Below are 25,849 nucleotides of genomic sequence, written 5' to 3' on the forward strand. Positions count from 1 at the left end.
CCGTCTATTTAACATATTTTTGTTGCTATTTCCTCATTAAGAGGAATTTCTCCGCTTATTTTAGTAGCTTATTTCCTGGCGATTCTTGAAGTTTTATAAATTGCTTAATCGGGTACTAATCTTGTATAAAAAATGCTTGGAGCATCTCCAAGCATTTTTCTTTGCTGATTTACTTGCCAGATTGCTTTAAAATCCTAGTGCGAATAACTATACGAAAAGCAATCTAATGCGTATTTTGTACTTCAAAACAGAACCCGTTAGTATTTCTTCCGTCAGCTTTTTTACTATTTTATTGTTCGATTTTTGGCTTGGTAATTAATTCGGCTTCAATAATGTATCGTTGTGGTGCTGGTCCGATATAGGTGAAAGGATAGCAGGTTGTAAGTGTTAACGTACTTTTTGGTTTCGGAACAATGACCGTTTTATCGTTTTTATTGACAATTCTAATCTTTTTAATTTTGTACATAAAAGACAAATCTGAACGATTCACGATTAGTTTATCTCCAACGACTAAAGAATCAAGTTGACGAAAAAAGGTATCGCGATGTGCTGATAAGACTGAGTTACTATCCTCGCCAGGTAAGGGTGTTGATGAGATATGACCAACACCCTTTTTTAGAATTTCTTCACTTGTTCCCTGAAAAATAGGCAGTGTTCTATCGAGCTTAGGAATAGTTAATAGTCCTATTTTTGTACCTTCTTCAGGAGGGGCAGGATTTACAGTTTTTATTGTTTTACCTTGTTGAGGTGGAGAATAGGATGCTTCTACCTCTTGTTCGTTTATCGATTGAAATCCAATTGTAATCCAATAGGTTTGATAGATAAAAACGGTGATTCCAACTAAGATGAGCCCGATAGAAAGATAAGAGACAATCCTAGTAACCATTACTTAACCTGTTGAAATCTTTTTGTTAAGAAAAATCCTGTTATTCCTACACCAATAGCTAATAATCCTAGAAGCATATTCATCCATAATGAAGAAGCTGTATCCGGTAATCGATTGTGTAGAAGGTTAGTTAGCTCTCCGGCCATATCTCCCACTTCAGCAAGTTCAATTCCAGATTCAATAAAGAATTCAGAGCTTAACATATCTTCAGATAAACTCATATCTAAAAGCATGTCTCCATTTGTGTTATATAACTCTATTGCTAATGTATTTCCATATAGCTCTTCCATATTCATTAGTTCTTTAAATGTAACCTCTGTTCGAACTCCATTGTTATCATCTAAATAAAAACGTGCATCTAATTGTAAAACATTCATCATATCTTGAAGAATTGAAACTAATTCATTCTGTTGTGCATCAGTTAAAACTGTCATATCATCCATCATTAAATACGGATCAAGCCTTGTTATTATGCCTTCCATTTCTTGCTCTAACTGTTCTTCATCAAGCCCCATGAAATGATTAAATAACGAATCTACCTCTTCATCAGTCAAACCGATTAAAGCCAAAAATTCTTCAATTTCTGCCATTTCTCCATCATGATCTAAATAAAAACTTAAGGCAACATCCAGATCTTCAATGAAATAATAATCATCAAGAGTTTCACCAAACTCTGCTAAAACAACATCCATTTCTTGTCTGGTTATTTCATAAGAAGCTAATAATTCAGCCAGATTTTCATCCGTAATCGGAGTACCTAACATAGAGCGAAGATCTTCTGCTGTTTCAAAGTCATCTAAACTTAATTCATAATAGTCAAGATAATCTACTAAATCCTGTTGCGTCCAGCCTAATTCAGTTAATATCTGATCAATATCTTCCTGAGGTGGTGCAGCAAGTGCGGTTTGCTGTGTTAAACAAAACCATGCAATAAATAAAACCATTACCTTTTTCATGAAAATTCCCTCCAAAAATAGTAGATGATGGTAGTATTAGAACAATTTCCATAACTATACATAAAAGAGAAAAAAACTACAGGTATTCACTCTATATGTATGATTTTCCATCTAAGGGCAAAAGCTATAGAAAACACGAAGCATCAATGAGGGGAACTTTGTTATGAATAGTCAAAAGGATCAGGTAGTATCTACTATCAAGAACGAGCTTAATGGCTCTTCAGACTTGGTGGTTCAGCAATTGGATGCAAAAGAGAAAAAATGCGAATTTTATTATATTAGCAGCATTTGTAATAAAAAAAAGATCCATGATGATATTTTAACGCCTTTTTTTGAAGTAGAAGATATGAGAAGTTACAAAGATTACTTATTATCATTATCAGGGATGAGAGAGTTCAAACAAGATGATAATCCTGTTGATTTATTAATACGTGGTTCGATGATTATCTCGATTGAAGAGATGTTGTTAACGATGGAAATACAAGAGTTTGTAAACAAAAACATTCCTGAAACAACGATTGAAACAACTATTCAAGGGCCTCAAACAGGGTTTAGTGAAGATTTGGAAACAAATTTAAATATCCTTCGTCATCGCTACCATCAACCAACATTAGTAATAGAAGATGATAAGGTTGGTAAAAAAACACAACTAATTATAAATATTATCTACGATAATAAAGAGGTTAATTGGGATGTATTAAAGGAGTTTAAAGAAAAACTGAAAAACATCGATAAGGATGTTGTCCAGTCAGCTGGTCAACTTTCCAGATTAATAAGCGGGAAGAAATCAATATTATTCCCGACCGTTGTTATATCTGAACGACCCGATCGAATCGCATATAATTTATCAAAAGGTAAGGTAATCGTTTTAATGGAAGGAACTAGATTTGCACTCATTTTGCCATCAGTTTTTTATGATTTTATGAGTTCAATGGATGATTTGTATCAAGCAAAGGGGATTTCAAGATTTCTCCTTTTTTTAAGATATTTTGGACTTGCAGTTGCTCTTTTACTTCCTGCAATATATGTGGGAATTACAGCATTTAATCCAGAGTTGTTTAGGGTTCAGCTCGCTTTATCAATTGCAGGCAGTAGAGCGGCTGTTCCATATCCTGCTTATATTGAAGTGTTATTTATGTTAATAATGATGGAGTTATTGACTGAAGCAAGTATCAGGTTGCCTAAAGCGATTGGACCAACAGCCACAACAGTAGGGGGGCTTATTCTGGGACAAGCAGCTACAGAGGCGGGGCTTGTAAGCAATATAATGATTATTATTGTGTCAGCAGTTGCTATTTCTAATTTCGTGATCCCTATAAATGAAATGGGTTTTGCGATGAGGGTGGCCAAATATTTTTTCTTGGCGATGGCAACATTTACTGGACTAATTGGGATGATCGTGGCTTTAATAGGACTAATTTATTATTTAGTTAGTTTGAATAGTTTTGGTCAGCCTTACTTAGGAGTTTTTTTCAAAGAAAACATGAAAAAATAAAAAACAGAATATTTTTTATGCAAATTCCACTACAAAGCTAGGAAGATGATTATGTCAAAGCGGTTTATCTATGTCATGTTAATTCTTAACATGTTAACAAATATTGTAGCCTATGTTCCAATGGTATTAATTGAAAATCGAAGTAATGGTTCAGTATTAGCAATGGTTCTATCTTTACCAATTGGGATTTTTATCATCTTTCTTTTCACAAAATATATGAGCAAATTTCCATATATGGGATTACCAGAAATACTTGATAAATTTGCACCTAAATGGTTTCGCTTATTTTTTCTGGTTATACAAGGTGTATTATGGTACGTAGCAGGATTAGTTACGTTAGTTGCTTTTACAAATATTTCAAAGCAATATATTAATCCCGACATGGATGAGCTCCTGATTATGCTTGCTTTTTTAATCGTCATTGTATTTGGAGCAACATTACCATCAAAAAAAGTTTTATATGCAACTGAAATTATTTTATTACTTAATCTGCCATTTATTGCTTTTATCATATTCAAGTCATATTTCAATCATGATTTAATGTGGGATTCAGTACGAATTGCTGTAACGCACTTCCAAAAAATCCCGAGTTTTGAATCCATTTCAACCGCTACATTTGTTTACACAGGTTATACAAATCTAGTTATCTTTAATCGATTATATAAAGATGTTAGAGTGAAATATTTATGGGCTATTGCGATATTAGGTTTTTTTACTTTAATTACCACTTTTATTATTCCTATTGGTCTGAATGGATTTGATGGAGCAGAATCCTTTACTTTTCCTTGGATTGCAACCACTGAAGCGATAAGAATAGAATTAGGCTTTATTGAACGAATTAGTTTTCTTTTCCTTGGTTTATATATCAATGTTTCATTAGCTAGTGTAATACTCCATTGGCATGTAGGATTAGAGCTGTTAAAGGCTGCTTTTCCATCTTTTAAGTTTAAAAAAATTGATATGAAGCCTTTGGTGCTTATTGGAGTTTTTACTGTGTTAGCTTTGGTTGTTCAGCTTTTTTTTGAGGAAAAAACAGTTGGAGAAATTGCAAAAGTATGGATGATGCTCTTGTTGCCTGCTCAGATTGCGGGCTTGGTCCTTTTGAAACTTTTATCCAAAAGAAAGGAAAAGCTCTCAAAATGAAAACCAAAATCTTAATAGTTGCTGCTGCGTTCCTATTCTTAGGAGGATGTGGATATAAAGATATTGACCGTCGCTTTTTTGTTGTTTCAATAGGAGTGGACAAATCTGATGATAAAGAGAATATGTATGATATTACATTAAAGGTAGCGGTTCCAACTAGTGAAACAAAAACAGGAAGTAATGAATCACGAATGATGACCGAGTCTGCTGAAACGATTTCAGAGGCGGTAAGAATTATTAAGTCAAAAGTAGAAAAAGAGTTAGATTTTAGTCATACAAAAATGATTGTATTGGGTGAAAAGGTTGTTGAAGATGACTTAACTAATATATTAGATTGGTTTTATCGTAGACGTGATATCCAAGCAATTGCCTGGACAGCAGTTGGAAGTCCAACTGCTCTATCAGTTCTTGAAGCAAAACCTTCTGGTGAGCGAGTTCCATCGAATGCATTATTTTTAAGTTTTGGAAATGTTGGAACAGAAACACCATATGTTACGTCTGTCTATATATTTGATTTTAGGAGAAGACAAACAGAAAGAGGGATTGATCCTTTTTTACCAATTATCAAAACGGAAGAAGAAGCATTCTCAATTAACAATACAAGCCTTATTTCAGATATGAAACAGGTCTTAATTTTGTCTGCAGAAGAAACAAAATATTTTAACATGTTAAGAAATAGGGCTTCGAAGTTCGATATTAAAGTAGAAAAAGAGGAGAAACCCTATTTTCTTTTTTCAACAGATAAAATTAAGGCCAGCTTTGATCTAAAAAGTGAAAAAAGTAATCGACCGGTTATTTCTTATGACGTACAACTAAGTGGTATTGTTGAAGAAGCTTTTGAAACCTTAGATGAAGCTAAGGCTAATGAGTATGAAAAAGCAGTTAAAATTGAGGTTGAAGAACAAATTAACAGCCTGCTAAAAAAGCTTCAAAAGGAAGAAGTGGATCCACTTGGTTTTGGACTAAGGTACCGTGCAACCAAAACAGGAAAGGAATCTAATAAAGTAGAGAAATGGGATGAAATATATCCTAATGCACAATTTAAAGTAAAGGTATCAGTGGATATGAAGAATGTAGGCATTATACATGATCAGGAGGGTCATCCTGAATAAAGATAAAGACAACTTTCCATCAGCTGTTAACTTTCATATGAAAAAGTAAGTAGCTTGACGGAGGGATTTTATGATATTAATTGGAGCGGATAAGCCACACCATGCTCATCGATTTTCAGCTTTCACAACAATATATCGGGAACATTTTCACATAATAGACGGATTTACAAGAGGAGTAAATGGCAATAGTTTTGATCGCCACCGCCATTTATATAGAGGAATTACGTCTTTAAACAATAAACATTATCATCGATTTTATGGTGAAACAGGCCCTGCTATACCATTGCCGGGTGGAGGTCATTATCACTTATTTGAAGATCGAACTTATTATAATTATGACGAGCCGATCGATATAGAATATGGTGGTGTGCTGTATGGAGAGGGAGAACGTCCAAAACACGATCACCGATTTAAAGGAAGAACATATGGGATTGTAGGAGAAGATCCGCTAGCGAGAATGTCATATACGGACATGGCAACTAAATTAATTGACTATAATGGCATAAGAGAATAAAGAGGCGGGATAGCCCACCTCTTTATTTGCTTATCTATAAATCTTTGAACCACCGTCAATAAATTCTTTTGACTTTTCTTTCATTCCTTCAGTTAACAACTCATGCATAGGTTTACTTGAGTCATTACCCAATTCTCTAATGTCATGTGATATTCTCATAGAGCAAAATTTTGGTCCGCACATTGAACAAAAGTGAGCTGTTTTTGCCCCTTCAGCAGGTAATGTCTCATCATGGTATTCTCTTGCTCTTTCCGGATCTAAGGAAAGATTAAACTGATCATGCCACCTAAATTCGAAGCGTGCCTTTGAAAGAGCATCATCTCTGTTTTGAGCACCAGGATGACCTTTTGCTAAATCTGCAGCATGTGCTGCAATTTTGTAGGCAATTACACCTTCTCGAACATCTTCTTTATTTGGTAAACCTAAATGCTCCTTTGGTGTTACATAGCAAAGCATGGCTGTTCCGAACCAACCAATCATCGCAGCACCTATAGCAGAAGTTATGTGATCATAGCCTGGAGCAATATCAGTAGTTAAAGGACCTAACGTGTAAAATGGAGCTTCTTTACAAATCTCCTGCTGCTTTTCAACATTCTCTTTTATAAGATGCATTGGAACATGACCAGGGCCTTCAATCATCACTTGAACATCGTAATTCCATGCGATCTCTGTTAATTCACCAAGAGTCTCCAGCTCAGCAAATTGAGCTTCATCATTTGCATCGGCGATAGAGCCTGGTCTTAATCCATCACCTAAAGAAATGGAAATATCATATTTTGATAGAATTTCACAGATATCATGGAAGTGAGTATATAAGAAATTTTCTTTGTGATGAGCTAAACACCATTGCGCTAAAATGGAGCCACCTCTAGATACAATTCCAGTGGTCCGCTTAGCTGTTAACGGGATATATCTAAGAAGAACTCCAGCATGTATAGTAAAATAGTCTACCCCCTGTTCTGCCTGTTCAATAAGCGTGTCACGATAAACTTCCCATGTTAAATCTTCAGCAATTCCATTCACTTTTTCCAGTGCTTGATAAATAGGGACAGTACCAACAGGAACAGGAGAATTTCGGATAATCCATTCACGGGTTGTATGAATATTTTTCCCTGTTGAAAGGTCCATGATCGTGTCTGCTCCCCATCTAGTTGCCCATGTCATTTTTTCAACTTCTTCTTCGATAGAAGAGGAAACAGCAGAATTTCCGATATTAGCATTAATCTTAACGTGAAAGTTTTTCCCTATAATCATTGGTTCTGTTTCGGGATGATTAATATTAGCTGGAATAATAGCCCGGCCTGATGCAACTTCTTCACGTACATATTCGGGGTCCATCTGCTCTCGAATAGCAATATACTCCATTTCGGGTGTTATAATCCCATTTCTAGCATAATAAAGCTGTGTTACGCGTTTACCGTCTTTTGCCACCAATGGATGAATTTGATTAGAGGGAAAAACCTCTAAGTTTGAATGTTTACTAGAAGCTTTATATCCATTATCTTCGGGCTTAATTTCTCGTCCTTCGTATCGCTTAACATCATTACGATCAAGGATCCATTTTTCTCTCGCTCTTGGTAATCCCTTTCGAATATCAATTTCAGCACTTATATCAGTGTATGGTCCACTCGTATCATAAACTCGAACAGGTGGATTCACTTCTTCGCCATATGTATTCTTCGTTACACTCTGAGTAATTTCTCTTACAGGAACTTGAATGTCAGAATTACTGCCTTGTACATAAACTTTTTTACTTCCGGGAAATGGCTGTTTAATTGTAATCTTCATACTTTCTCCTCCTTGAAAATGAAAGTGATCGATTGAAACATCAGCGGAAGGCAAAAATAAAAACGGGTTCTGAAATTCAGAACCCGTTCAATAGGTGTAGGTAAAATGTAAAAAGATGCGCGCTTATCCCTTTACAAATGTCGCTACTTCCCTACGCTGGTATCATCCAGATCAGGTTCGAAGGGTCAAAGAACTTCAAACGCGTTCCTCTCTCAGTCCAAGCTAATGGACTCCCCTAGTAGAAATTGGTAATTTAATTAAAATCAGTTATAATCATAACATAATTATCCATGTAGTCAACAGAATTCTTTGAATAATAAGAGGAGTTGAAGTACCCTTATTTTTTCATCAATTGTCGACGGAGCTTCTTCATACGGACATGCCATTCTTCAGACAGTTCACTAAGAGATAAGATCTTTTCAACTTGAGGTAAATCATCTTTATGATGGAAAAAAGTATTATGAATGGCTGCAACTGAAATCTCTTTAGGATGTTTTTTTAACCGTTTAATGCTTGAATTTGACGAGATTTGTCCTTCCTCTAAAACACGAAGGAAATAGCCCGTGTAACCATGTTCAACGATCTTATTTAATAATGTGTTGATATTTGTATACTTGTTAATCGTTGAACAAGGAAATCGTCCTTGTGAAACTTGAACTACAGCTTCACCAATTTGATAAATATCACCTATACATACATCTGTTTCTTTCATACCTGAAACGGTTAGGTTTTCTCCAAAAGCGGCCTTTGGTAATGGTTGTTTGTAAAGGTTCTCCCAAATTTCATAATGTTCGTAGGGATAAACACAAATGACACGTTCAGCCCCTCCGTGGTACTCGTGATTAGCTACATCATCGTCTACAATATGGCTTGATTTAACCTCTAGTGTTTCAACTTGACTTTTACATATCCCTGAACGAAATTCTTTTCCTTTATGTTCAAGTGTAGATGGTTTACCTTTACTAAGCCAAATAATTTTTTGATCCATAGTATCACTTCCTCATGTATTTATCATTGTGTCAATAATAGAAAAAAATACACCAAAACCTTATGAAATGGTGTATTTTACAGAAAGCTAAATTTATTTTTTCTTATTAACAGGTAAAGGATTATTTTTATTCATTTCAATATTTAATATTTCATCTAAGTTTTGACTGGCAACCAATGTTCGTTGTGCACTAATTCCATCTTCTTTGGCGATTGAAAACATTCTTTTTCGGTATTCTTCTATTACTGCATCTAGTGATTTCACACTGAACACCTCGCAATTTACATATATAGGTGGTGAAAAGTCCTATTAAATCTATTATCGGTTATTTCTTCCAATTGTAAATAGGGAAATACGCTATTTTATGTATAATTTTTTGAAAAGAACGGAAAAAGTGGGGTTAACCAAAGTGGAATATGAGAATAGGGGAAATATCAGCTGGCTTGTTTATTCAGGGGCGCTAAAATTTATCGCTGCAGCAATAGATGATGTGCTCACTGCAGCGATAATGATTAATTCCTGCCACGCCCAAACCTAAATTGTGCATTCAACTGACCTTGTAGCATTTTTTTTCTAACATCAGCTTCACTTTCACGTTGTCTTTCTTTTAATCTCATTTCTTTTAAAATTTCAGTTGTTTGTACACCGTCCTCTCGTTTATCTGCAATGTCCATTAGTGTCTCAATATCAGAGAATGAATATTTTCTAGTTCCTCGTTCATTCCGATATGGAGCAATTAGTTTTCTTTCTTCATAATATCTAATTTGTCTCAACGTTAATCCAGTCAACTCACTGACAGTCCCAATTGAGATTACCTTTTTATCCTTGTATGAGCGGTCTTGGTGATTCATTGCTCCACCCCTTAAAACATTCTTTTTACAAGTATATCCTGTTATGTAAGGAATGGCTTTTGTTTTGTTAGAAAATCTGACATAAAAATATAGAGTTATAAAAAAGGTGTTAGGAATACTTACAGTGAAACTGAATCTTCTTTTAGATGAGGATAAAATAGGATAAACGCAAGGGATTTATAAATCGTTAGAATATACTGAGTATTGTCTGTTTCATTAGAAATTAAATATTCAACCTATGAATTCTTTATAGGAACCGTGAGGAAACACATTATTGAGCTGCATAAGGATTTGTTGGGAAAGAAGGCTTAAAAAGGTGAGTGGAAATATTGAAGTTACCTCTTCATACTGATTTGTTTCAGAATTGTAAATTGTTAGAATATCAATTTTCTCGTTTTTTAAGATTGCCATGTATAATTGCTGAGCCTTCGGTTCATCTTGGTTAAGGTAGAAAACTGTTGTTCTCAAATGATCTGCCTTTTTTGCTATAACCTTTATTTTCACAAGTTTCAACTCCTTAAAGTGTTGAAACTATTCTCGACAAATTTTTAAGAATTTAATCAAATTAATACAATCTTAATAACTCGAAAGAAAATCTTAACATTATATTAATCGTCACATAATATTTTTGAGGTAAAGTAAGAAATGTAAAATTATTAAATATGGAGATGAGTGCTATGAGCAAAATGTTACAAACTGCACTTGAGGAACAAAGAAATTATTACTCTCAAAAACTACTTGCAATTGGTGTTTATAATGGTCAGGTTATGAATAAGATGACGCTAACCGAACTTAAAAATGAATATAATTATTTCTATCATAATGTTCCGAATGTAAAGAAAAAAGGGAATTCTGCGGGATGATAGGGGATGAGAGCTCCACTTAATAGATCAAGAGCTCTCTATACATATAAATGCTTATTTTTCTTGTATGAGCGTTACAAAAAATTCATTAAATGGGTCGTGTAATATGGTCTTAAGTGTTTGGAATTCTTTTTTTACTTGATCAAGACTCTCTAGGGAGGAATGAATATAGTCATCAAGAATTTCCGAATGAAAATCATGTTGATCATTTTTTTTACAATCGATTAATCTGTTGATTTCAGTCCGTACACTACGATCCTTTGAACATTCCTCGAAGATCCATTCCTTCCCTATTTCCGGAAACTCATTATGATTAACAATCCACATACAGCATGCAATCGGTTTTATTACATTTAAATATAGTTTTGTTTTTGATTTATTCGTTTCAAATAAAGAATGATGATTTCTTTTAGCCATGCTTAAATAGTGATGTAGAACGGAAACTGGGGAAAAAGAAAGTTTGGATAGTTTTCTTATTTCTTTTCTAAAAGAAGGGTGATTATGATAGATGACTGGAGAATAAATCCACTCTAGCAATGTTGGATTAGATTTCAAAAGTAGTTGCAGAGCTTTTTTTATATCCCACCCAACATATTCCTCGTTATCTTTTGTAGAATACTCAAAGGTATTCTTTCCTTCTATCAGCTGTAAGTACCAGTTCATTTCTCGTTTATAAATAAATCGAACATCAAAATCACTAAAAGATGTATTCATATTCCATGCTCTGCTTCCAGATTCGCAGGCATATAAAATTGTAATATTTTGCTCTTTTTCTATTTTCTTTAATGTTTCTAGTATTTTTTTATTCATAAGTCACCTCAAGATACATCTTTTCTTCTTTTTCTCCTTTAATACCTTCAAATATTCAATGATTAATAGTAAAATAAAAAAGTATTTAAAATTGAATAGTTTATCTATGGTTAATTTTGAACAAGAGGGCGATGGAATGAGATCATTTACTGAAGAAGAATTACAGAATGCATTAGATTTATTTCGTGTATTTGCAAGAGCTTTTAAAAGTATTTCCGAGCATTCTATCCGAGATAGTAAAGAGCACGGGTTTAATCCAACAGAATTTGCTGTTTTGGAATTATTGTTTACAAAGGGGCCGCAAAAATTACAGCAAATTGGTTCAAGATTGTTACTTGTTAGTGGAAATGTTACGTATGTTATAGATAAGCTTGAAAAAAACGAGTTTATTTATCGAGAACAGGATCCTAAGGATAAACGTTCTATTTACGCGAAACTAACTGACAAAGGGCAAAACTATTTAGAAGAAATCTATCCTATACATGCTATACGGATTGCGCGTGCATTTTCAGGTCTTACGGATGAAGAACAGGAACAATTGAAAGCGTTATTAAAAAAGGCTGGAGTTCATAGCCAACACTTGCTTTTTAGATAGACAAAATGTTAATCAGTTTTGTAAACGTTTTCTGAGGGGTGACTTATACAGGTCACTCCTTTTTATTGCTTAATTATAATTGACTAAGCTGCATATTTGCTCTGGTAAAAGTAGTCACGTATCCTAATAATTAAATGTTACGATAAGAATGCTTGTCTCAAAACATGTTAAAACTTGAAATAGCAAATGTAAGAATTTATATTGAGTTAGATATTACATAATACTGACTTTTATAGAGAGGGGTAAAGAATGAAAATAAGTTCTTTTTCAATAAGAAGACCTGTGTTCACTATTGTGACAATGATTCTTGTTTTAATACTTGGTGCTGTTTCTGTTATAAATATTCCATTGAAGTTGATACCTGAAATCAATCCTCCCATTGGAGTAGTCGTGACCAATTATCAAGGGGCTGGTCCAAATGAGGTGGTTGAAAAGGTATCAAAGCCATTAGAAGAAGCACTTTCAACAGTACAAGGAGTGGACACAATCACCTCCACCTCACAGGAGAATGCAAGTTTAGTCATTATGCAATTTTCTTGGACAACTCATATTGATGATGTTCAGGATGAAATTAGGACGAAAATGGAGGATGCACCACTTCCTGATGATGCTGGTGATCCACGCTTCTTAAAGTTCGATCCATCGCAGTTTCCAATTATTCAACTTTCGTTAACATCAAGTGAAAATGCTGATCAGCTACAAGAGCTTGCACAACAATTAGAGCAGGAATTAACCAAAACAGAAGGTGTAGCAAGTGTAAACCTCTCAGGTATAACGACAGATGAGGTTAGTGTTGTAATTAATCAAGAAAAGTTAGAAAAATATGCACTTAGTCAATCTGAAATTGTGGATGTGATTAGAGCAAACTCAGTAACAACACCTGGAGATCCTGTTGTCACAGAAGGCAAACAGCTAACAACTAGGGTTATTAGTAGTATTGATTCTGTTGATGTATTAAAAGGTCTAGTTGTAAAAAAGGACCAAGCAAATGGAGATAATATTACGATAAATGATGTGGCAGCTGTTGCTATTACACCACAAAAATCAAACACAATTACCCGTGCAAATCAAGAACCGTCTTTATTAGTAAGTGTCCTGCAACAATCAGATGCTAACACGGCTGCTGTTTCAGATGCGTTTCAAGAAAAATTAGATGAAATGCTATCAGAGGAAGAGTATGAATCTATTGAGGCAAATATCATTTTTGACCAAGGAGATTATGTTGATCAGGCTATCGGAAACATGGTGAATACTCTACTAATTGGTGGACTTCTTGCCATGCTGATTTTATTTATTTTCCTTAAAAGCGTAAAAAGTCCCTTAATTATAGGGGTAGCCATTCCATATTCCGTTATCGTAACGTTTGTGTTAATGTATTTTTCAAATTTTACCCTAAATATCATGACCTTAGGTGGTCTAGCATTAGGTATTGGTATGCTTGTTGATAATGCAATTGTTGTAATAGAAAATATCTATCGACACCTATCAATGGGAAAGAATCCAAAAGAAGCGGCTTATCAAGGGGCAAAAGAGATGGGACCTGCCATTATTGCATCAACGCTAACAACGGTTGCTGTGTTTTTACCCGTAGTCTTTATTACAGGAATCATTGGGGATCTTTTTACAGAATTTGCGTTAACCATTGCATTTAGCTTATTTGCATCATTATTTGTTGCATTAACAATTGTTCCAATGCTCGCCAGTCAATTATTAAAAAAGCCTCGCGAAAATATGGAAAAGGTTCGAAGAGAGTCTTCATTTATGCATTCTTTAGACGGAGCTATTAGGTGGGCACTCCGAAATCGTGCCCTAGTTTTGGTTTTAACGTTAATGGTCTTTGCTGGAAGTTTATATGGATTCACAAGGGTAGGAGCTGTTTTTCTGCCAAATACTGATGAGAGTTTTTTCACCATTGATGTTGAGCTTGAAAACGGAACTGCTTTGTCGGCAACAAGCGAAGTAGTTAATTCAATAGAAAAAGAACTAGAGGAAGAGGAAGCTGTTGATTTATATGTAAGCTTAGTTGGCTCAACACAGGAAGAATCTTTTAGAGGATCTGGTAGTACCAATATAGCTGAAATCTATGTAAAATTAAAAGAACTACAGAATAGGGAAATTTCTACATTTGATTTTATTGATGATGTAAAGAAGTCCTTAGAGCAAGCTGCTAGTCAGGTAAATAACACAGCTGAGCTTTCTTTTAACACTCAATCTTCAACAGGTTCAACACCTAATACGCTAAGCTTTCATGTTAAAGATACAAATGAAGCTCGCTTAAAAGAATCAATTGCCAAGATAGATGAGGCGTTACTTGATATTGAAGAAGTAGCTGAATTAAGTAATGATTTGACTGAAACTGTAGAAGAAATTCAGATTAAGGTAAATCGTGAAAAGGCACTTGAAAATGGATTAACGCCTGCTCAGATAGGTATGGTTGTTAATGATGTAACAAGAGGAACAGATGCAATTCAAATGACGAATCAAGAAAACAATGAGATTTATACTGTAAATGTGCGTTATGAAGATTCTGTTCGTGAGAATATTGATGCATTAAAACAATTGCTTATTAAAAAACCGAATAATAGTTTTGTTAATCTAGGTGATGTGACAACAATTGAAGTGGGAGAAGGCCCAGTTTCTATTCAGAGAATCGATAAGCAACTAGCAGTACAATATACGTTACGGTACGAAAATACAACAAATTTAGGTGATATTTCTGCTGTAGTTGATGAAGAAATAGAGAAGCTTGATTTGCCGGAAGAAACGGAAATTGAATTTGGTGGTGATCGAGAACTCTTAGAATCTTCAATGGATGACATGATATTAGCGTTTGTTCTTGCGATCGTCTTTATCTACATTGTCATGGCTGCACAATTTGAATCTTTTAAATATCCGTTTGTTATCATGTTTACCGTTCCATTAATGTTGATTGGAGTTGCTGTTTCGTTAGTAGCTTCAAACTCTCCAATTAGTTTAACAGTTGTTATTGGTCTTATCGTTTTAGCTGGTATTGTTGTTAACAATGCAATTGTTATTGTTGATTACATTAATCAGAAAAAAGCGGAAGGATTTAAAACATATGATGCACTTGTGGAATCTGTAAAAGTAAGAATACGTCCTATTTTAATGACTGCTCTTACAACTATTCTCGGACTTATTCCACTAGCTCTTGGCTTAGGTGAAGGAACTGAAATTAATAGGCCAATGGGAATAACGGTAATAGGTGGGCTTATCTCAAGTACTTTCCTAACATTGTTTATTATTCCTATTGTGTATAGTTTATTTGATAGGGAAACTAGAAGAATGAATAAAAAATATGTAACTCCAGACGGTCAGTTAATTCCAGCTTATTTACTTGAAGATAAACTCATTCAGGAAGAAAGACAGGAAGAAATCGAAAGCTCACAAGATAATAAAGAGCAACTTCCGGCGCCACCAAACCCTTCTAAATTTGAAAAAGAGGATATGGTGAATATGCTCGAACAAATCATTGATATTGTGAAAGATAAAAAATAGAGGACAAATGGGGTGAAAATCCCATTCGTCCTTTTTTATAAGATCAGAAGCGCTTAGCTCAACCTATTTGATCGATTAATGAACGTAGCATATCGTCTTGTGGAGATTCTCCATATTTTTTAAACGGACAACCTGATTTCTTTACTCTGTTTAATACATGTTCTATTGTAAATTGCTCAACAGAAAGTTGTGGAGTAATTTCCTCCCAATATAGAGGTGCAGCGATATAGGCACCTTCTTTTTTACCGCGAAGAGAATATGGAGCAATAATTGTTTTACCTTCGGCGTGTTGAATGTAATCCACATACAACCGGTTCCCACGATTTTTCTTCATTCGTTCAATCGTAAAATCATCAGGAAAACTTGTTACCAAAAATTCAGCAATAAAACCTGTGAATATTCTTGTTTCTTCATAAGTAAGAGAATTTTTGGAAATCGGTATATGGATTTGTAATCCTTTATTACCTGATAATTTTGGAAAGGTAGTTAACTGAAATTGGTCAAAAATCTTTTTCATTTCTAATGCAGCTTTAATAGCTAAGTGGAAGTATTCTTTAGAAGGAGGATCTAGATCAAATACGATTTCAGTTGGGTTACTAGTGTCGATTGTTTGAAATGGTATATGATATTCAAATGCTAATTGATTCCCCAACCAAATTAATGTCGATAAATTATTACAAATAATATAATCAATATCCTCATGTTTTTTTGTTTGTATAAAGTCAGGTGCATAGTCAGGGCAATTTTTTTGATAAAAGGCTTCGCCAAACATTCCATGTGGAAAACGGATTACAGTTAACAATCGATTTTGTAAAAATGGTAGCATATAGGGAGAAATTTGAACTAAATAACTTAAAAATGTCTCCTTTTTTAAGTCAACCGTTTCCCATAAAGGTTTGTCTGGATGTGTGATGGAAATTTCTTGATGAATAGGTGCAGTTTTAAGTAAAAGCATATCCCATGTACAATCTTCCACATGATAATCAAATCGAAATGTAAAAAAAGATGGTTCTCTTAGCTGATTTTTATATAGAGATAAAAACTGTAATTCAACCACAATTGCTGGTTTTATCTCAATAAAATTGGCTGTTTCCGATTGTTTGTTTTCTCGGATAATTTGCAGAAGTGCATCACGTTCTTGACTGGAAATTCCATGAGAAAACACTCCTGCTTGAATAATGTTATTTTTTGCATAAACTCCAACATGGAAGTAACCATTCTCTTTATCATAACCAGTAATAAAAAAGCAGGCTCTTTTATAATTCTTAATTTTTAGCCATTGCTTCGTCCGAACGCCTGCCTCCCACTTACCTTTATGCTGCTTCGCAATAATGCCTTCACCATCTTCTAACTTCATCTCTTGCCATAAGGTTGAATAATCGGTTGTACAGGGAACATACTGAAAAAGATTAGAAGTTTTAGTATCAACAGTAGTACCGAGGTTTAACGCCTTAAAAAGATTTTTCAACTCAGACTTTCTTTCCTTCAATGTATTTGATTGTAATGAATTACCTTTTAATTCAAGTAGATCAAAGGCTAGAAATCGACAAGGATGTTTCTCTGCCTCATGAAGTATTTTTTCCTTGTTTTTTAACCTGCCTCTAATTTGAAGCAATTCAAAGTTTGAAAAATGGGGCGTTTCAAGATAAACGAGCTCTCCATCTAATGTAATTGGTAAAAATGGCTCGAAGGCTTTATGTAGTTTTTTAACCTCATTTATAATTTCTGGAAAGTTGTCATTTAGTGATTTTTCATTTCTACTCATTAACTCAATGGATGTGTTTGTAATGGTTAATATCGAGCGAAATCCATCATATTTCGTTTCGTAAATCCAATCTGAACCAGTTGGAATATCTGCGTGTAATGTAGGAAGCATTGGTTTCATGATTTTCCCCCTAAATTGATAATCGTAAGTATCTAATTCTTAATATGGACAGATATATCATGAAACATGAAAGGAGAGAGTTATTTTTGAACAAAGCTGTATTTTTAGATCGAGATGGTGTAATCAATGAGGTGCTAACCAAACGTGTAAAGTTTGTTAATAAACCAGAGCAAATGTATTTGCTTGAGGGTGTTGGTGAAGGGATAAAAATGTTAAACGATGCAAACTTCTTAGTCTTTGTTGTAACCAATCAGGGTGGAGTTGGATTGGGGTATATGAAGGAAGCGATGTTAAAAAGGGTACATGAAAAAATGAAGAAAGATATTAATGAGTACGGTGGAAAAATTGATGATATTATTTATTGTCCTCATAAGCCTCATGCCGGCTGTGCTTGTCGCAAGCCAGAACCTGAGATGCTCCATACACTTGCGAACAAGCATCAAGTTTCTTTAAAAGATAGTTATATGATTGGTGACCGAGATGTTGATATTATGGCTGGGAAGCAAGCAGGAGCAAAGACAATTTTAATTGGAGATGAAGAGGGGTTAGCGGATAAACATTTTTCTTCTTTATATAAAGCAGCTGAATGGATTATATCTCACTAAAAAGCGATCGGATGTGTTCCGGTTGCTTTTTAATAATCAGAATATTATTGCAACCTTATTCACAACATGATATTCTATTAACGTGAAAACGCTTGCATTTAAAGGATTTCTGAAATTATGAAATCTTTATTATTTGTACCTTTTTGTGCAAACGTTTCCTCAAATAGTGACAAAAATTAGGGGAGGTAAAGAAATTTGAACGTAATGAAAAGAAGGTCATTAACGTATTTAGTTGTTTTTATTTTGTTTTTACAGCTGTTTTCAGGTCTTTTTCCTTATGCAAACGGTAGCGCACAGGTAATTAGTCCTGTCATTGGAGAAGATGGCAGTGTAACATTTCATTACAATCAGACAGACGAATCATCGGTATTTGTTATTGGCAGTTTTAATGGATGGGATGTAACAACTGCTGTTGAAATGACGTTAGAAAATGGCGTCTTTTCGACCACTATTTCAGACCTGGAGCCAGGAGATTATGAGTATAAGTTTCTTTTTAATAATCGCAACTGGGATGAAAATAGTACTGATCCACTTAATCCAAATACAGCGAACGGCAATTCAGCCTTTACAATTGAGTCATTAGAGCCTGTAAAGGTTCAATCAGCTTTAATGGACTCACTTAGTGAGATTCTTGTTACAACAAACAAGAACTTTGGTGAGCAGAAATTTGTTTTAACGGATGTTGCTGAAAATAAGGAGATAGAAACAACTGTAACAAAAGTGGATGATAAGAAAGTCAAATTGACTCTCACTGATGAATTAAGTGTAGATGTAAGAAAAGTCTATAAAGTATCATTAGGTGATTCTGAGGGTGAAAAGGTAGTAATGCGTAACGTATTAAATGATGACAGCTTTTTTTATGCCGGAAATGATTTAGGCTATACGTATTCTTCTAGTAGTACAACTTTTAAACTTTGGGCACCAACTGCATCAAAAGTCAGTCTAGCAATCTATGAAGAAGCAGGTACGTATGAAGGTCCTTTTGTTACTGACCATACAGGCGGTTCAGAAAAGCTCATGACGAGAGCGGACAATGGTGTTTGGTCAATAACAGTTGATGAAGACTTGAAGAATAAATACTATATGTACAAACTCGAATTCGCTGATGGAACTTCTCATTATGCTGTTGATCCGTATGCACGTTCGACTTCTGCTAACGGACAAAGAGCAGCTATTGTCGATCTAGATAGTACTGATCCTGTTGGTTTTGATCCTGCAGATAAGCCCGCAATAGTATCTCCGGCTGATGCCATTATCTATGAACTCCATGTAAGAGATTTCTCAATCGATGAGCAATCAGGTATGGAGAATAAAGGGAAATACTTAGCTTTTACCGAGACAGGTACAACAGGTACTAACGGTGTAAAAACAGGTGTGGATTCTCTAATAGAATTAGGTGTTAACTATGTTCACTTATTGCCAACTTATGACTTTGGATCAGTGAATGAATTAACGGTCAACGACCCAAATTCTTCGGATGTTAAGTTTAACTGGGGGTATGATCCAATTCACTTTAATGTACCTGAAGGCTCGTACTCTAGTGATCCTCTAGACCCGACTAGTAGAATTAAAGAATACAAGAGAATGGTTCAATCCTTACATGATAATGGGATACGTGTTATAGCAGATGTTGTCTACAATCACACCTATATGAATGAATCAACACAGCTTGAAGGAAGCTCACCTTTTGATCTTATTGTTCCCGGTTATTATTATCGTACCGATGATACGGGGAATATTACAAATGGATCTGGTACAGGTAATGAAGTAGCCTCTGAACGACCAATGGTCCGTAAGTATATTAAGGATTCTGTGCAATATTGGGCGACTGAATTTGGAATTGATGGGTTCCGATTTGATTTAATGGGCCTCATCGATCAAAAAACAATGCAGGAATTAACGAAAGAACTACAAAACAAAGTGGATCCTAATGTGTTAATTTATGGAGAGCCATGGACAGGTGGGTCAACTAGTCTTCCTTCTTCTATGCAGCACGTTAAAGGCTCTCAAAAAGATCAAGGCTATGCTGTTTTCAATGATAATATTCGTGGAGCTATTAAAGGTGATAGTGATGGAGCTGGAACTGGCTTTGCAACAGGTGCTTCTGGAAAAGAGGGGGACATTGTTGAAGGTGTAAAAGCGGCAATTGACCAGTTTACAAGCAAACCACAAGAGAGCATCACATATGTAACTGCACATGATAACTTGAACCTATGGGATAAATTAATGAGAGTGGCTGGTACTGATACAGACCATGAGTCAGGTCAATATGATCCTCATGCAGTTATTACAGAGGAAGATGCTTTAACGAATGAATGGGTAAAACGTAGTCTTTTAGCAAATGGAATTGTATTAACATCACAAGGCATCCCATTTCTTCATGCTGGAGAAGAAATGCTTAGAAGTAAATATGGTGTTCATAACAGCTATAAAAGCCCTGACAGTATCAATAAGATTCGTTGGGAATTAAAGAACGACTACCAATCTGTTTTTAATTACTACAAGGGACTAATTGACCTACGAAAAAAACATGCTGCTTTTAAAATGGATTCGAAGGAAGATGTACAATCACATTTACAAGTATTAAAGCAGAATGAAAATGTTGTGGCATATCAACTAAAAGATCACGCAAATAATGATACATGGAAAAATATCGTTGTTATTTATAATGCAAATAAAACGGCAAAGGAGGTAGCTTTACCTGTATACGGGAATTGGAATATTGTGGTTGACCATACATCAGCTGGTACTGAAACAATTCGTACAGTTCATTCAGACACAGTAACTGTTGAAGGACTTTCTATGATGGTTCTTTATGATCAAAAAGAAGCAGAATACACACCTGTGCCGACAAGTATTGAAATAAAGCCTGATGTGTTTGCTATTAATCCCGGTGAAACAAAAGGTGTTAGTGCTTATGTGAAGGATCAAAACGGTCGTGTTATGTTAGGGGAAGACTTAACATGGACTTCTTCAAATGAAGCAGTTGCAACAGTCAGTAATGGTCGAGTTGATGGTGTAGCAGAAGGAACTGCTATTATTACCGTAAAAGCGGGAGAAATTCAAGCAACAATTGAAGTTACGGTTGAAACACTTGTACCAGATACAATTTCAATTGTTGGGAATGACTCAGTGTTTGCAACATATTCAACACAACTATCAGCTCAGGTGAAGGATCAATTTAATCAAGATTTATTAGATTCAAAAGTAACATGGTCATCCTCTGACAAAACGATTGCAACGGTTGACAATAGCGGAAAGGTGACAGGAATCAAACCCGGTAATGTTGTTATTACAGTTACTTCTGGAGCTGCACAAGCAACTTTTGATATAAAGGTGCAGGAGAATGTTAAACGCTATGTGCGTATTAAGTATGTGAGACCTGACGGAGACTTCACTGGTGACTTTGGTGCTTGGAACTTGTGGGTTTGGAATACAGGTGTGAAAAACGACCAAATTGACTTTGAAACAATTGAAGGTGATACAGCTATAGCAAATGTTGAAATTGCCCCTGAAACAGAGTCGATTGGATTCTTAGTGAGAAAAGGAACGGATTGGAACACAGCTAAGGTTTCACCTGATAGTGATGACCACAACGTGACGATTAATCGTGATGATATAATAACAAAGGTAACCGTTGTGACAGGTGTTGCGGGTCAAACAGTTGTACCAACTGTGAAAGGTCCTGATTTACAAGATGGAAATGTTACGTTCTATTATAGAGATGAAGAACTTTTCCAAAATGATGAAATGCATACGATTGATGATGTGAAGGTAAAAGTTAATGGTCAAGAATATCGAATGGAATATAGTGGACAAAATGAGTTTTTTACTTATAAATTAGAGAATTTAGAGGAAGGTTCACATGAATATTCCTTTTTAGTGACTAAAGACGGTGAAACCAAAGAAGTAACTGATCCAAAGAATACGAAAAATGGCAAATCAACCATTACTTATACTCTTCCAGACTTAAACATTGAAACGAAGGTTTCACCTTCTGAAATCACATATGATGAAAATACTGTTTTAAAAGTAAATGTTACATCTGAGGATCAAGTTAGCATAAAAGAAATTACGGCTGATTTGTCAGCATTAGGTGGAAAGAGCAAGGTTGAAATTGATCCAACAGTAGGTGCTGTTTCAATAGGTGCTAACGAATCGGTGACAGCTGGAGATAAGGAAATTGTTATCAGTGTTGTTGATGAGTTCGGAAATACTCACAAAAAATCAGTAATAGTAATGATCAAGCCAGAACAAGTTGTAGGCGATAAGCTAGACTTTGATTGGGATGAGGCACGAATTTATTTTATGTTAACAGACCGTTTTAAAGATGGTGATTCATCTAATAACGGCGGAGTAGAGTATGATCCAACACACTCAGAGGCATATCATGGTGGTGACTTCCAAGGGATCATTGACAAGCTAGACTATATTGAAGACCTTGGTATTAATACAATCTGGATTACACCAATTGTTGATAATATTGACTTCAATAAAGGCTTAGATTTCAACACAACAGAAGGGCTTGAAGCAAAACAGTATGGTTACCACGGATACTGGGCAAAGGATTTTACAACGTTAGATGAGCATTTAGGTGATATGAAAACTTTCCAAAAACTCATCGAAAAAGCACATGATCGTGGAATAAAAATTATGCTAGATGTGGTTGTAAACCATGCAGGATATGGTATGGATGGGGAAGTATGGGAAACTTGGAAAGTAGATTCTGAGAATCTGCCAACTGAAGAAGAGTTGGCTGAGTTTGGCGGTATGCTTCGAACAGTTGATGAGGACCCAACAGTACGTGGTGAACTAGATCATTTACCAGATTTTAAAACAGAAGATCCTGCAGTGCGCCAACAAATCATAGACTGGCAAACAGCTTGGCTTGAAAAAGCGAAAACGAAACGAGGAGATACAATTGACTTCTTCCGCATTGATACAGTAAAACATGTAGAGGATGCAACATGGCAAGCATTGAAAAATGATCTAACTTCTCTTGATCCTGAATTTAAAATGATTGGAGAATATTGGGGAGCAAGCATCACTAATGATGGCGGATACTTAGGAACTGGTCAAATGGATTCACTATTAGATTTTGATTTTAAAGAAAAAGCAAAATCTTTTGTAGATGGTTCCATTGATAGTGTTGAAACATATTTACAAGACAGAAATAGTCAACTTTCAAACACAGCAACACTTGGGCAATTTTTAAGCAGTCATGACCAGAATGGTTTCTTAACGGAGTACGTGAATGGAGATGTTGGGAAGCTGAAGGTTGCTTCTGCTCTACAAATTACATCGAAAGGTCAACCTGTTATTTACTATGGTGAAGAACTGGGGCGATCTGGGAAATCGGATTGGGAAAAAGATACCGATGGAAATGTAGTGGCATTTGGTCAAAATAGAGGTGATATGCCATGGGATCTCTATGAAGATAAAGACCCAGAAGCAATGGCTCTACATGAACATTACTCAAAACTTCTAAATATTCGTAAAGATTTTTCAAAAGTCTTCTCAAAGGGTACGAGAGAAAAAGTTGCAGGTGGAGACTCTGATAAATACATTGTTTTCTCAAGAGAATATGCTGATGAACAATTATTAGTTGGCCTTAATACAACATCAGAAAAGAAACAAGCGACTTTTAAAGTGGACTTTGCTCCAAAAACAAAGTTAACAGATCTTTACAGTGGTAAAAAATACAAAGTTACTAAAAACCAAGAAATAACGATAGAATTGCCTTCAAAAGATCAAGGTGGAACAGCTATTTTGGCAGAATTTACTCCAGGTAAATCAAATAAAAAACAAAAAGATCATAAGAAGAATAACTAAATTGTTTAAATGTAAAAGCTAAGAATAGTAAAATGTAGATTGAAACTAAAGGAAAAGTCTGATGAAATTTTCATCAGACTTTTTTTCAATAAAGAAGAGATCCTACACTTGGTAGGTATTTTCTAGCTGAATATAGAGAAAAAAGAATCTTATAAAGACTCCCTTTTTTAGAATATTTAAGCTTTTTTACGTACTGTTTTTGTTTTCTTTTCAGCTGTAGCAGCATTGGTTGGTGCAGTAGGTGTAGTAGTAAGATTCTCTCCAGCAGCTTTTGCTTGCTTCGCGGGTTTTGGTTTTGGTTGTGGTTTCTTTGTTTTTTCAATACTAGCCTGAAGGGCGCTCATTAAGTCAACTACATTTTGTCTAGGAGCTGCTTCTGCAGGAGTTTTTCCTTCGTTTTGATTTACCTTACGTTCAATTAGTTCTTGAAGTGCTAAACGGTAATCATCTTTGTATTTTTCTGGTTCAAATGTTGTTGTTAGTTGATCAATCAGCATGATGGCAGTTTCAAGTTCTTTTTCGCCAACTTCAACTTGCTCGGGAACACTCGGTACTTCTTTAACATTTCTTACTTCATCAGGATAGTGAACAGTTTCCATAACAATGCAATTTTCATAAACTCGAACCATTGCTAATTGCTGTTTTGAACGAATTGTAATTTCAGCAATTCCAATTTTTCCGGACTTTGTTAATGCTTCACGAAGGAGACCGTATGCTTTTCCACCGTTTTCTCCAGGACCAATAAAGTAAGAGCGATTAAAATAAATAGGATCTATGTCATTGATACTAACAAAATCAATAATCTCAACTGTTTTATCTTCATGCTCATCTTTCAATTCTTTTAATTCTTCCTCAGTTAGAACAACATATTTTCCCTTAACATATTCATATCCCTTTACAATCTCATCTGGAGTAACTTCTTCATCACAATTTGGACATGTTTTTTCATATTGAATTGGAGAGTGACATTTTTTATGAAGAGTTCTAAGTTTAATATCCTTGTCTTCAGTAGCTGCATAAAGCTTTATAGGAATATTAACGAGCCCGAAGCTTATTGAACCTTTCCACATTGTGTGCATCTACGATCCCTGCCTTCGTCAAAATGTTTATTTAGTACTTAGCTTCAGTTTTATACAGTGTTTTCATAAGTAGAAATAGCTACCAATTAAAAAAAGAGCAGAAAAGTCCTGCTCAAAGTTAAAATGTCCCCATTTGCTGAAGCACAATAATAACTACTCCGAGAATCCAAACATAAACAGCAAATAATTTTAACGACTTGTTCTTTACAAATGAAATCATAAACTTTACCGCAATATAGCCAAAGATAGCAGAAGCAAGTGTTGCGATAAACATGGATGTTAAGCTTATTTGTGGGACATTTCCAGATACCATATCCTTTAATTGGAAAATAACTCCTCCACAAATGGCTGGAATAGACAGTAGGAAGGAAAAGTAAGCCGCTGCTTCTTTGTCCATTTTTCGCATTAGCGCTCCAACTATGGTCATTCCAGACCGAGATATGGCTGGAAAAATCGCAAATGCTTGAAAGCTTCCAATAAAAAAAGAATCAAAAAGAGAAATGTCTTCTACTTTTTTTGCTCCATTTTTAATGGAATCGGCAAACCATAAGAAAGCACCAGTTACCAGAAATTCCCATCCGATTGTAACGCCTGATTTTGAAATGCTATCAAAATAGTCACTGAACAAGACACCAGCAATAACAGCAGGGATTGTTCCAATAACTAGAAGAGCAGTAATACGGCTAAAAGGGTTTTTAATTAGTTTTAGTAAAATATCTTTATAAAAAACAACTAACGCGATAAGTGTACCAAGATGGAGCATGGTGTCTAAATACAACCCCGCTTCTTCTAGTCCAAAGAAATTGCGACCTAAATATAAATGCCCCGTACTACTAATTGGAATAAATTCAGTTAAACCTTGGATAATTCCTAAGATGATTGCCTGAAGCCAATCCATTTTCATACCCCCCCATTAAAACAATGCTTGTCT

20 protein-coding genes and 1 riboswitch are annotated in these 25,849 nt (G+C 35.0%); of the genes, 9 read left to right on the plus strand and 11 right to left on the minus strand.

The window, feature by feature from the left end; all coding sequences use genetic code 11:
• Positions 1–289 precede the first annotated feature (289 nt).
• Both D9842_RS02210 and D9842_RS02215 read right to left on the minus strand, forming a co-directional pair.
• Positions 290–886, minus strand: a complete 597-nt coding sequence (locus D9842_RS02210) for a class D sortase (RefSeq protein ID WP_121661077.1) — start codon at positions 884–886, stop codon at positions 290–292.
• Positions 886–1,842 (minus strand): processed acidic surface protein, encoded by a 957-nt coding sequence (locus D9842_RS02215; protein WP_121661078.1) that lies wholly within the window; start codon positions 1,840–1,842, stop codon positions 886–888. Before D9842_RS02215 ends, D9842_RS02210 begins: the two co-directional genes overlap by 1 nt.
• A 163-nt stretch (positions 1,843–2,005) precedes the next feature.
• Here D9842_RS02215 and D9842_RS02220 point away from each other — a divergent pair, with 163 nt between their 5' ends.
• The 4 genes from D9842_RS02220 (at position 2,006) to D9842_RS02235 (ending at position 6,106) form a co-directional block, all read left to right on the plus strand.
• On the plus strand, positions 2,006–3,337 hold the full coding sequence (locus tag D9842_RS02220; RefSeq protein WP_121661079.1) for a spore germination protein: 1,332 nt from the start codon (positions 2,006–2,008) through the stop codon (positions 3,335–3,337).
• 51 nt (positions 3,338–3,388) lie between these two features.
• A complete protein-coding gene (locus tag D9842_RS02225) occupies positions 3,389–4,480 on the plus strand; it encodes a GerAB/ArcD/ProY family transporter (RefSeq protein WP_162987273.1) in 1,092 nt (363 codons plus the stop codon).
• Positions 4,477–5,592 carry a Ger(x)C family spore germination protein gene (locus D9842_RS02230; RefSeq protein ID WP_162987274.1) on the plus strand — a complete coding sequence of 372 codons (1,116 nt, stop codon included), beginning with the start codon at positions 4,477–4,479 and terminating at the stop codon, positions 5,590–5,592. Before D9842_RS02225 ends, D9842_RS02230 begins: the two co-directional genes overlap by 4 nt.
• Positions 5,593–5,662: 70 nt before the next feature.
• Positions 5,663–6,106: a YmaF family protein gene (locus D9842_RS02235; protein WP_251393750.1), complete on the plus strand. Its 444-nt coding sequence runs from the start codon at positions 5,663–5,665 to the stop codon at positions 6,104–6,106.
• Positions 6,107–6,136: 30 nt separating this feature from the next.
• Here D9842_RS02235 and thiC read toward each other — a convergent pair whose 3' ends face one another.
• The 5 genes from thiC to D9842_RS02260 all read right to left on the minus strand — a co-directional run bounded on the left by thiC (position 6,137) and on the right by D9842_RS02260 (position 10,237).
• Positions 6,137–7,894 carry a phosphomethylpyrimidine synthase ThiC gene (thiC, locus tag D9842_RS02240; protein ID WP_121661082.1) on the minus strand — a complete coding sequence of 586 codons (1,758 nt, stop codon included), beginning with the start codon at positions 7,892–7,894 and terminating at the stop codon, positions 6,137–6,139.
• 131 nt (positions 7,895–8,025) lie between these two features.
• Positions 8,026–8,141, minus strand: a riboswitch (TPP riboswitch).
• Positions 8,142–8,231: 90 nt separating this feature from the next.
• Complete coding sequence (locus tag D9842_RS02245) at positions 8,232–8,882, minus strand: MOSC domain-containing protein (protein ID WP_121661083.1); 651 nt, start codon at positions 8,880–8,882, stop codon at positions 8,232–8,234.
• A gap of 93 nt (positions 8,883–8,975) precedes the next feature.
• The gene (locus D9842_RS02250; RefSeq protein WP_121661084.1) at positions 8,976–9,146 is read right to left on the minus strand and encodes an aspartyl-phosphate phosphatase Spo0E family protein; all 171 of its coding nucleotides are present in this window, start codon (positions 9,144–9,146) and stop codon (positions 8,976–8,978) included.
• A gap of 248 nt (positions 9,147–9,394) precedes the next feature.
• Complete coding sequence (locus tag D9842_RS02255) at positions 9,395–9,733, minus strand: MerR family transcriptional regulator (RefSeq protein WP_098797741.1); 339 nt, start codon at positions 9,731–9,733, stop codon at positions 9,395–9,397.
• 231 nt (positions 9,734–9,964) lie between these two features.
• Complete coding sequence (locus tag D9842_RS02260) at positions 9,965–10,237, minus strand: hypothetical protein (protein ID WP_121661085.1); 273 nt, start codon at positions 10,235–10,237, stop codon at positions 9,965–9,967.
• Positions 10,238–10,410: 173 nt separating this feature from the next.
• Between D9842_RS02260 and D9842_RS02265 the strand changes: the two genes are divergently transcribed.
• The gene (locus tag D9842_RS02265; protein ID WP_098797743.1) at positions 10,411–10,596 is read left to right on the plus strand and encodes a Fur-regulated basic protein FbpA; all 186 of its coding nucleotides are present in this window, start codon (positions 10,411–10,413) and stop codon (positions 10,594–10,596) included.
• A 54-nt stretch (positions 10,597–10,650) separates the two neighbouring features.
• On the opposite strand, the gene D9842_RS02270 is transcribed toward D9842_RS02265, so the two are convergent.
• Positions 10,651–11,406, minus strand: coding sequence for a nucleotidyltransferase domain-containing protein (locus tag D9842_RS02270; protein ID WP_121661086.1), 756 nt, complete (start codon positions 11,404–11,406; stop codon positions 10,651–10,653).
• Positions 11,407–11,542: 136 nt separating this feature from the next.
• Between D9842_RS02270 and D9842_RS02275 the strand changes: the two genes are divergently transcribed.
• Both D9842_RS02275 and D9842_RS02280 read left to right on the plus strand, forming a co-directional pair.
• Positions 11,543–12,001, plus strand: coding sequence for a MarR family winged helix-turn-helix transcriptional regulator (locus D9842_RS02275; RefSeq protein ID WP_121661087.1), 459 nt, complete (start codon positions 11,543–11,545; stop codon positions 11,999–12,001).
• Positions 12,002–12,250: 249 nt separating this feature from the next.
• Positions 12,251–15,517 (plus strand): efflux RND transporter permease subunit, encoded by a 3,267-nt coding sequence (locus tag D9842_RS02280; protein ID WP_121661088.1) that lies wholly within the window; start codon positions 12,251–12,253, stop codon positions 15,515–15,517.
• A gap of 58 nt (positions 15,518–15,575) precedes the next feature.
• Here D9842_RS02280 and D9842_RS02285 read toward each other — a convergent pair whose 3' ends face one another.
• Positions 15,576–17,402, minus strand: a complete 1,827-nt coding sequence (locus D9842_RS02285; protein WP_121661089.1) for a DNA ligase D — start codon at positions 17,400–17,402, stop codon at positions 15,576–15,578.
• An 86-nt stretch (positions 17,403–17,488) separates the two neighbouring features.
• On the opposite strand from D9842_RS02285, the gene D9842_RS02290 reads away from it, so the two are divergent.
• Both D9842_RS02290 and pulA read left to right on the plus strand, forming a co-directional pair.
• Positions 17,489–18,007, plus strand: coding sequence for a D-glycero-alpha-D-manno-heptose-1,7-bisphosphate 7-phosphatase (locus D9842_RS02290; protein WP_373995089.1), 519 nt, complete (start codon positions 17,489–17,491; stop codon positions 18,005–18,007).
• Positions 18,008–18,211: 204 nt separating this feature from the next.
• Positions 18,212–23,839, plus strand: a complete 5,628-nt coding sequence (gene pulA / locus D9842_RS02295) for a type I pullulanase (RefSeq protein WP_257536044.1) — start codon at positions 18,212–18,214, stop codon at positions 23,837–23,839.
• Positions 23,840–24,015: 176 nt separating this feature from the next.
• On the opposite strand, the gene ku is transcribed toward pulA, so the two are convergent.
• Positions 24,016–24,918, minus strand: coding sequence for a non-homologous end joining protein Ku (ku, locus tag D9842_RS02300; protein WP_121661092.1), 903 nt, complete (start codon positions 24,916–24,918; stop codon positions 24,016–24,018).
• A 118-nt stretch (positions 24,919–25,036) separates the two neighbouring features.
• The gene (locus D9842_RS02305) at positions 25,037–25,816 is read right to left on the minus strand and encodes an undecaprenyl-diphosphate phosphatase (protein ID WP_121661093.1); all 780 of its coding nucleotides are present in this window, start codon (positions 25,814–25,816) and stop codon (positions 25,037–25,039) included.
• Positions 25,817–25,849 lie beyond the last annotated feature (33 nt).

It is taken from the genome of Metabacillus litoralis (assembly GCF_003667825.1).
Taxonomy (GTDB): Bacteria; Bacillota; Bacilli; order Bacillales; family Bacillaceae; genus Metabacillus; species Metabacillus litoralis_B.